The organism is Kineococcus glutinatus, from assembly GCF_039542765.1.
Lineage (GTDB): Bacteria > Actinomycetota > Actinomycetes > Actinomycetales > Kineococcaceae > Kineococcus_A > Kineococcus_A glutinatus.
Window position 1 is genome coordinate 1 of the sequence record NZ_BAABIL010000172.1, and the last position, 6973, is coordinate 6973.

Genomic DNA, 6973 nt, shown 5'->3' on the forward strand with positions numbered 1-6973 from the left:
GGGTGGTCCTCGCCCACCGGCACCAGCGGCGTCTCCCGCGGGCGCGGCCCGTAGGCGCCGCATCGGGTACGGTCTGCCCGTCCCGGCGGTGCACGGCGCCGGACCCCGCCGCCACCCCGTGCCCGGAGGACCACATGGCGATCGTCGTCGGCCTGGTGGCCACGCCCGAGGGCCGCGCCGCCCTGGAACACGCCGCGGCCGCAGCCCTCAGGGAGGGTGTGGCGCTCGTGGCGGTCCGCAGCGTCCGGCAGGGCCGGGAGCAGGACGCCGAGGAGCTGGCCGAGCTCGAGGCCGTGCACGCCCGGGCGGTGCAGGAGCTGACCGCCGCGGGGCTCGGGCACCAGGTGCGCGAGGTCCCCGACAGCCTCGACTCCGCCGACGACCTCGTCACCGCCGCCGAGGAGGTCGACGCCGGGCTCATCGTGATCGGGTTGCGCCGGCGCACGCCCGTCGGCAAGCTCATCCTCGGTTCCAGCGCCCAGCGGATCCTGCTGGACGCCCCCTGCCCCGTCCTGGCCGTCAAGGCCCCCTGAGGACCCCGGGCCCCGGTCCGCGGCGCCGCCGGCCGGGCGACTCGCGTCCGCGGACGAGCGCGCCGTTGCGCCGGACGTGCCACAATCGGCGGTTGGTGTTCCTCCCCGGGCATGTTCGACCGGGGTCCGGTGTTGAGCACAGCGGTTGACACCCGCGGTCGCTGCTCGCGACCCGTTCCGCCCCTCGACGAAAGGCAGTACGTGTCGTCGGCATCGACCTCCCGGCCGCTCCCACCCGAGTTCGCCCACGAGTCCTTCCAGCAGCTCATGCAGGAGGGAACCGCCCGCGGCTTCGTCGAGGCGCAGGCCGTGCGCACCGCCTGCGAGGACGCGCAGCTGCCGCTGCAGCGCATGAAGGCCGTGCTGCGCGCCCTCGACGACGCCGGTGTCACCGTGCGGGTCGACGAGCCCCCCAAGCGGGCCGTGGCCGCCGCCTCCAGCCGCCGCACGACCTCCACCGCCACGGCCGCCAAGAGCACCGCCGCCAAGACCACGCGTCCCCCGGCCAAGCGGGCGGCCAAGGCCGCGGCCCCGGAGGAGGGCGCCGCACCGGCGCGCGCCGCCAAGGCCGCGCCGGCGAAGGCCGCCGCCAAGGCCGCCCCGGCGAAGGCCGCCGCCAAGGCCGCCCCGGGTGCGGAGGCGGACGTGCCCCTGGAGGACATCCCCGTCGACGACGCGGTCCTCACCGATGTGCCCGCCGGCGCCCTGGAGGAGGTCGACGGGATCGCCGACGCCCCCGAGGCCGCCCCGCAGACCGCCGGTGGCTTCGTGCTCACCGACGACGACGACGACGCCCCGGCGCAGCAGGTCGCGACCGCCGGTGCCACCGCCGACCCGGTCAAGGACTACCTCAAGCAGATCGGCAAGGTCGCCCTCCTCAACGCCGAGCAGGAGGTCGAGCTCGCCAAGCGCATCGAGGCCGGCCTCTTCGCGGAGGAGAAGCTGCACTCCGGTGCCCAGCTGGACCCCAAGCTCAAGCGCGAGCTGTGGTGGATCGCCGAGGACGGCCGCCGCGCCAAGAACCACCTGCTCGAGGCCAACCTGCGCCTCGTGGTGTCCCTCGCCAAGCGCTACACCGGCCGCGGCATGCTCTTCCTGGACCTGATCCAGGAGGGCAACCTCGGCCTGATCCGCGCGGTGGAGAAGTTCGACTACACCAAGGGCTACAAGTTCTCCACCTACGCGACGTGGTGGATCCGGCAGGCCATCACCCGCGCCATGGCCGACCAGGCCCGCACCATCCGCATCCCGGTGCACATGGTGGAGGTCATCAACAAGCTCGCCCGGGTGCAGCGGCAGATGCTGCAGGACCTCGGTCGCGAGCCCACCCCGGAGGAGCTCGCCAAGGAGCTCGACATGACCCCGGAGAAGGTCGTCGAGGTCCAGAAGTACGGGCGTGAGCCGATCTCGCTGCACACCCCGCTGGGTGAGGACGGCGACTCCGAGTTCGGCGACCTCATCGAGGACTCCGAGGCCGTGGTGCCCGCCGACGCGGTGAGCTTCACCCTGCTGCAGGAGCAGCTGCACTCGGTGCTGGACACCCTGTCCGAGCGGGAGGCGGGCGTGGTCTCCATGCGCTTCGGGCTCACCGACGGCCAGCCGAAGACCCTCGACGAGATCGGCAAGGTCTACGGCGTCACCCGCGAGCGGATCCGGCAGATCGAGTCCAAGACGATGTCGAAGCTGCGCCACCCCTCGCGCTCGCAGGTGCTGCGCGACTACCTGGACTGACGCGGTCCGGGCCACCGCCCGGCACGCACACGGCCCCGTCACCTCCCGGTGACGGGGCCGTGTGCACAGCGGGGCCCTCGGCCGGTCAGCCCTGCGGCGCCGGTGCGGTGGCGGAGACGACCTCCCCGGCCGGTGTCCAGCCCCGCACCACGGGCAGGCCGCCGTCGCGCCAGGCGGCGAGCCCGCCCACCACGTCCGTGGCCCGGTGCACGCCCACGTCCTGCAGGGCCGCGGCCGCGAGGCTGGAGGTGTAGCCCTCCTGGCAGAGCACGATCACGCGCAGGTCGTGGTCGGCCCCGGGGATCGCCGCGCCGGACGTGGGGTCCAGGCGCCACTCCAGGACGTTGCGCTCCAGGACGAGCGCGCCGGGCACCTCACCCTCGGTCAGCCGCTGGGCCATGGGCCTGATGTCGACGAGCAGGGCGCCGGCGGCCTGCTCGGCGTGCGCCTGCACCGGGGTGAGGCGGTCCAGCCGGGCGCGCGCCCGTGCGAGCACGTCGGCGATGCCGGGCCGGGCGCGGGTGCCCACCGACGGCGCGGGGGCGGTCACGCGTCCACCTCCGGCTCGTCAGTGCGCACGGTCCGCACCCGCGTCAGGCCGGTGCCGGTCACCGCGTAGAAGGACATGCGCTGCAGCCGGGGTGCGTAGGCGTGGATGCTGACCGCCGGCTCGTCGTGGTCGTTGCGGACGTCGTGCACGACGTCGGGCTCGACGGTGCGCGCCCCGCCGGCGGGGGTGAGCGGGACCGCGTGCAGGGCGCCGTCCCGGGTGGCGCGGCTCTCGGTGAGGGTTCCGGCCACGACGGTGAAGGCGGCCGCGGACCCACCGTGGTCGTGCAGGTCGGTGCCCTGGCTGCGCAGCCAGGTCAGCAGCCAGACGTCGACCCCGGCGGGGGCGTCCAGCCGCGTCCACCAGCGCTCGGCGGCGCCGAACCGGACGGCGGGGCGCCACAGCTGCGGGCGGGCGGCGATGCCGCGCACCAGGGCGGCGAGGGTGCGGGTGGCCTCCGAGGCGGGCAGGGCCGCGGCGGGGACGGGCGGGGACAGGGGTTGTGTGGTCACGTCGACCTCCGGGACGGGGCGCGGACCGCGGGCAGCGGTGCCGCGAGGCTGGACGGGTGCGGGCCGGTGCTCAGGCCGGGGCGCTCCCGGGACAGCGGGCGCTGGAGGTGCGCATGAGGTCGACGTGGCGGCGCGCGCGCAGCAGCGGCAGACGCCGGGGTGGGGGAGGTGCGGTGGGTGTCACGGGAGCTCCGGTGGCCGGGGGGACCCGGGCGCCGGGTCCGCGCTTGCCCCCGCGCGGCGCGGGGGCCCGGTCATCACCCGGGGCACCCCGCCGCGGAGGAGGGTTGCCGGCCAGCGAGCCGGGGCTTGGCGCTGGCGCTCATGACCTGGGACGAGGATGGGCGAGACCTCTTGCAGTGTCAACTTCCCCCGGCCGGCGGCTCCGACCGGCCGCCGGCCTCAGCCGCGCAGCGCCCAGGCCGACCCGGCCCACAGGGCCACGGCCAGCAGCCCGGCACCCAGCTCGATCGCGACGCTGAGGCCGGCGGCCTGCAGCGCCTGGACGGTCGAGCGCCAGGCGTCGGCGCCCGCACCGCGCAGCCGCGCGGCCTCGGCCAGGTAGACCCCGAGGACGAAGCCCAGCGGCAGGCCCACGACGGGCAGCACGAAGAAGCCGACGACGCCCAGGGCGCCGCCGGCGAGCAGGGTGCGGTCGGGGATGCCCGCGCGGCGCATGCGGCGCCCGGGCAGCAGGTACTTGGCGACCTGCCCACCGCTGACGAGGGCGGCCACACCGACGAGCGCCCACCAGGCGGGCCCGCCCGTCAGCCACGCCCACACCGCCGCCGAGGCGACGACGAGCACGGGCCCGGGCAGGACCGGCACGAGGGTGCCCACCAGCCCCACGGCCATCGCGAGGGCGACGAGCAGGAGCCCGGCGTCACCCATCGGTCATCGGGTGCCGCCGGGCTCCGTCGCCCCGTGGTCGGTGCAGGTGGTGGGTCAGCGCTCGTCGTCCTTCGCCGAGGCCGGGGTGGCCTCCAGCCGCTGCGTCTCGTCCTGGATGTCCAGGGCGACCAGGCGCAGCGCGTCGCGGTGCTCGCGGCCGTGGTGGGCGCAGAACAGCAGCTCCCCACCGGATCCGAGCACGACGCGCACGTACGCCTGGGCCCCGCAGCGGTCGCAGCGGTCTGCCGCGGTCAGCGGGTCGTTGGCAAGGGCTGTGGTCACGGGGCTCCTTCCGTGGTGCTCGGTAGTGCGGGCCCCCGTGGTGCGGGACCAGCGCGGTGCAGCGGGCGAGCACGGCGACCCGCTGCGACCGCCATCCTCTCCAACATCCAACCACCTGCCACCGTTCCCACGGCCGCGCATCGCCCGTTCGCCGTGAGCGGATCCGGCGGCCCGGGGGTGTCGGGGACCTCGCATAACCTGTCCGGGTGAGTGCTGATCCCCTCGACCCCGCCCCCGCCGCCCGGGGCCGGCGCCCCGCGAAGGCGGAGCCGGAGGGCTACACCGCCGCGCACCTCCTCGTGCTGGAGGGCCTGGAGGCCGTCCGCAAGCGCCCCGGCATGTACATCGGCTCCACGGACTCCCGGGGCCTCATGCACTGCCTGTGGGAGATCATCGACAACTCCGTCGACGAGGCGCTCGGCGGGCACTGCTCGACGATCCTCGTCGTCCTGCACGCCGACTCCTCCGTCGAGGTCCGCGACGACGGCCGGGGCATCCCCGTCGACGTCGAGCCCCGCACCGGCCTGTCCGGGGTGGAGGTCGTCTTCACGCACCTGCACGCCGGCGGCAAGTTCGGCGGCGGTTCCTACTCCGCCTCCGGGGGCCTGCACGGCGTCGGCGCCAGCGTCGTCAACGCCCTCTCCGCGCGTCTGGACGTCGAGGTGGACCGCGGCGGCAGGACGCACGCCACGAGCTTCCGCCGCGGCGTGCCGGGCCGCTTCGCCGGGGACGGGCCCGAGGCCCCGTTCGAGCGGCGGACGGGGCTGGAGGTCGCGGGCCGCGCCAAGCGGGGCGTCACCGGCACCCGGGTGCGCTACTGGGCCGACCGGCAGATCTTCCTCAAGGAGGCGGAGTTCTCCTACGCCGACCTCGTCGCCCGCGCCCGGCAGACGTCCTTCCTGGTCCCGGGCCTGACCATCGTGATCCGCGACGAGCGCGGCCTGCCCGGCACGCCCGCGGAGCACGGCCCGCACGAGGAGACCTTCCGCCACGACGGCGGCATCGGCGAGTTCGCCGACTTCCTCAGCCCCGACCCGCCCGTCACGGCCGTCTGGCGGCTGCAGGGCAGCGACGTGTTCCGCGAGAACGTGCCCGTCCTGGACGACGACGGGCACATGACCGTCACGGAGGTGGAGCGCCGCTGCGAGGTGGACGTGGCGCTGCGCTGGGGCACCGGCTACGACACCAGGGTCCAGTCGTTCGTCAACATCATCGCCACGCCCAAGGGCGGCACGCACATGGCGGGCTTCGAGCAGACGCTGCTCAAGGTGCTGCGCAAGCAGGTGGAGCTCAACGCCCGCCGCCTCAAGGCGACCGGCAAGGACGACAAGCTGGAGAAGGACGACGTCCTGGCGGGGCTGACCGCCGTCGTCACCGTCCGCCTCGCCGAGCCGCAGTTCGAGGGCCAGACCAAGGAGGTGCTGGGCACCGCCGCGGTGCGCCCGATCGTCGCCCGCATCGTCGAGCGCGAGCTGACCGCGGTGCTGACCTCCACCCGGCGCGACGAGAAGCAGCAGGCCAGCGTGCTGCTGGAGAAGGTCGTCTCGGAGATGAAGGCGCGGGTCTCCGCCCGCGTGCACAAGGAGACCCAGCGGCGCAAGAACGCGCTGGAGACGTCGTCCCTGCCGGCCAAGCTCAAGGACTGCCGCAGCGAGGACGTCTCGGCCACCGAGCTGTTCCTCGTCGAGGGGGACTCCGCCCTCGGCACGGCCAACGTGGCCCGCAACTCCGAGCACCAGGCGCTGCTGCCGCTGCGCGGCAAGATCCTCAACGTCCAGAAGGCCTCGGTGGCCGACATGCTGAAGAACGCCGAGTGCGCCGCCATCATCCAGGTCGTCGGGGCCGGCTCGGGCCGCAGCTTCGACCTGGACGCCGCCCGCTACGGCAAGGTGGTGCTCATGACGGACGCCGACGTCGACGGCGCCCACATCCGCACCCTGCTGCTGACGCTGTTCTTCCGGTACATGCGCCCGCTGGTGGAGGCCGGTCGCGTCTTCGCGGCGATGCCGCCGCTGCACCGGGTGGAGGTGTCCGGCTCCGGCCGGCGCCCCGCGGAGGTCTTCTACACCTACTCCGACGCCGAGCTGCGCCAGCTGCTGGCCGACCTCAACCGCAAGGGGCGCTCGTACAAGCCGATCCAGCGCTACAAGGGTCTGGGGGAGATGAACGCCGACCAGCTCGCCGAGACGACGATGGACCCGGCCAAGCGGACGCTGCGGCGGGTGACCATCGCCGACGCCTCGGCCGCCGAGGACGTCTTCGAGCTGCTCATGGGCAACGAGGTCGCCCCCCGCAAGGACTTCATCGTCGCCGGGGCCGCGCGCCTGGACCGCGAGCGCATCGACGCCTGAAAGACCCACCGCGAGGAGCTGCCGTGCCGACCCGCACCGCGGTCGTCACCCCACCCGACGGCCTGCACGCCCGACCCGCGGCGCTGCTGCGGGACGGGAGCTGAGCCGTGGCGGGACCGCCGG

Annotated in this window: 7 protein-coding genes and 1 riboswitch; of the genes, 3 read left to right on the forward strand and 4 right to left on the reverse strand. The window is 74.8% G+C overall.

Features of this window, described 5'->3' with window-relative positions; genetic code table 11:
- Positions 1–134: 134 nt before the first annotated feature.
- Together ABEB16_RS07380 and ABEB16_RS07385 are read left to right on the forward strand one after the other, a co-directional pair.
- A complete protein-coding gene (locus ABEB16_RS07380) occupies positions 135–533 on the forward strand; it encodes a universal stress protein (RefSeq protein ID WP_345711614.1) in 399 nt (132 codons plus the stop codon).
- A 201-nt stretch (positions 534–734) separates the two neighbouring features.
- Positions 735–2264, forward strand: coding sequence for an RNA polymerase sigma factor (locus tag ABEB16_RS07385; RefSeq protein ID WP_425560129.1), 1530 nt, complete (start codon positions 735–737; stop codon positions 2262–2264).
- Positions 2265–2349: 85 nt separating this feature from the next.
- Here the strand turns inward: ABEB16_RS07385 and ABEB16_RS07390 are convergent, their stop codons facing one another.
- The 4 genes from ABEB16_RS07390 to ABEB16_RS07405 form a co-directional block, all read right to left on the reverse strand.
- The gene (locus tag ABEB16_RS07390) at positions 2350–2814 is read right to left on the reverse strand and encodes a rhodanese-like domain-containing protein (protein ID WP_345711615.1); all 465 of its coding nucleotides are present in this window, start codon (positions 2812–2814) and stop codon (positions 2350–2352) included.
- On the reverse strand, positions 2811–3326 hold the full coding sequence (locus ABEB16_RS07395) for a cysteine dioxygenase (RefSeq protein ID WP_345711616.1): 516 nt from the start codon (positions 3324–3326) through the stop codon (positions 2811–2813). Before ABEB16_RS07395 ends, ABEB16_RS07390 begins: the two co-directional genes overlap by 4 nt.
- 218 nt (positions 3327–3544) lie before the next feature.
- Positions 3545–3656, reverse strand: a riboswitch (SAM riboswitch).
- Positions 3657–3728: 72 nt separating this feature from the next.
- Complete coding sequence (locus ABEB16_RS07400) at positions 3729–4217, reverse strand: DUF456 domain-containing protein (protein ID WP_345711617.1); 489 nt, start codon at positions 4215–4217, stop codon at positions 3729–3731.
- 54 nt (positions 4218–4271) lie between these two features.
- Positions 4272–4499: a DUF7455 domain-containing protein gene (locus tag ABEB16_RS07405; protein WP_345711618.1), complete on the reverse strand. Its 228-nt coding sequence runs from the start codon at positions 4497–4499 to the stop codon at positions 4272–4274.
- A gap of 206 nt (positions 4500–4705) precedes the next feature.
- Here ABEB16_RS07405 and ABEB16_RS07410 point away from each other — a divergent pair, with 206 nt between their 5' ends.
- Positions 4706–6850: a DNA gyrase/topoisomerase IV subunit B gene (locus tag ABEB16_RS07410; RefSeq protein WP_345711619.1), complete on the forward strand. Its 2145-nt coding sequence runs from the start codon at positions 4706–4708 to the stop codon at positions 6848–6850.
- The last annotated feature ends 123 nt before the right edge of the window (positions 6851–6973 follow it).

Coding starts and splice junctions, on each gene's coding strand:
- ABEB16_RS07380 (WP_345711614.1), top strand. CDS start 135: ATGGCGATCGTCGTCGGCCTGGTGGCCACGCCCGAGGGCCGCGCCGCC.
- ABEB16_RS07400 (WP_345711617.1), bottom strand. CDS start 4,217: ATGGGTGACGCCGGGCTCCTGCTCGTCGCCCTCGCGATGGCCGTGGGG.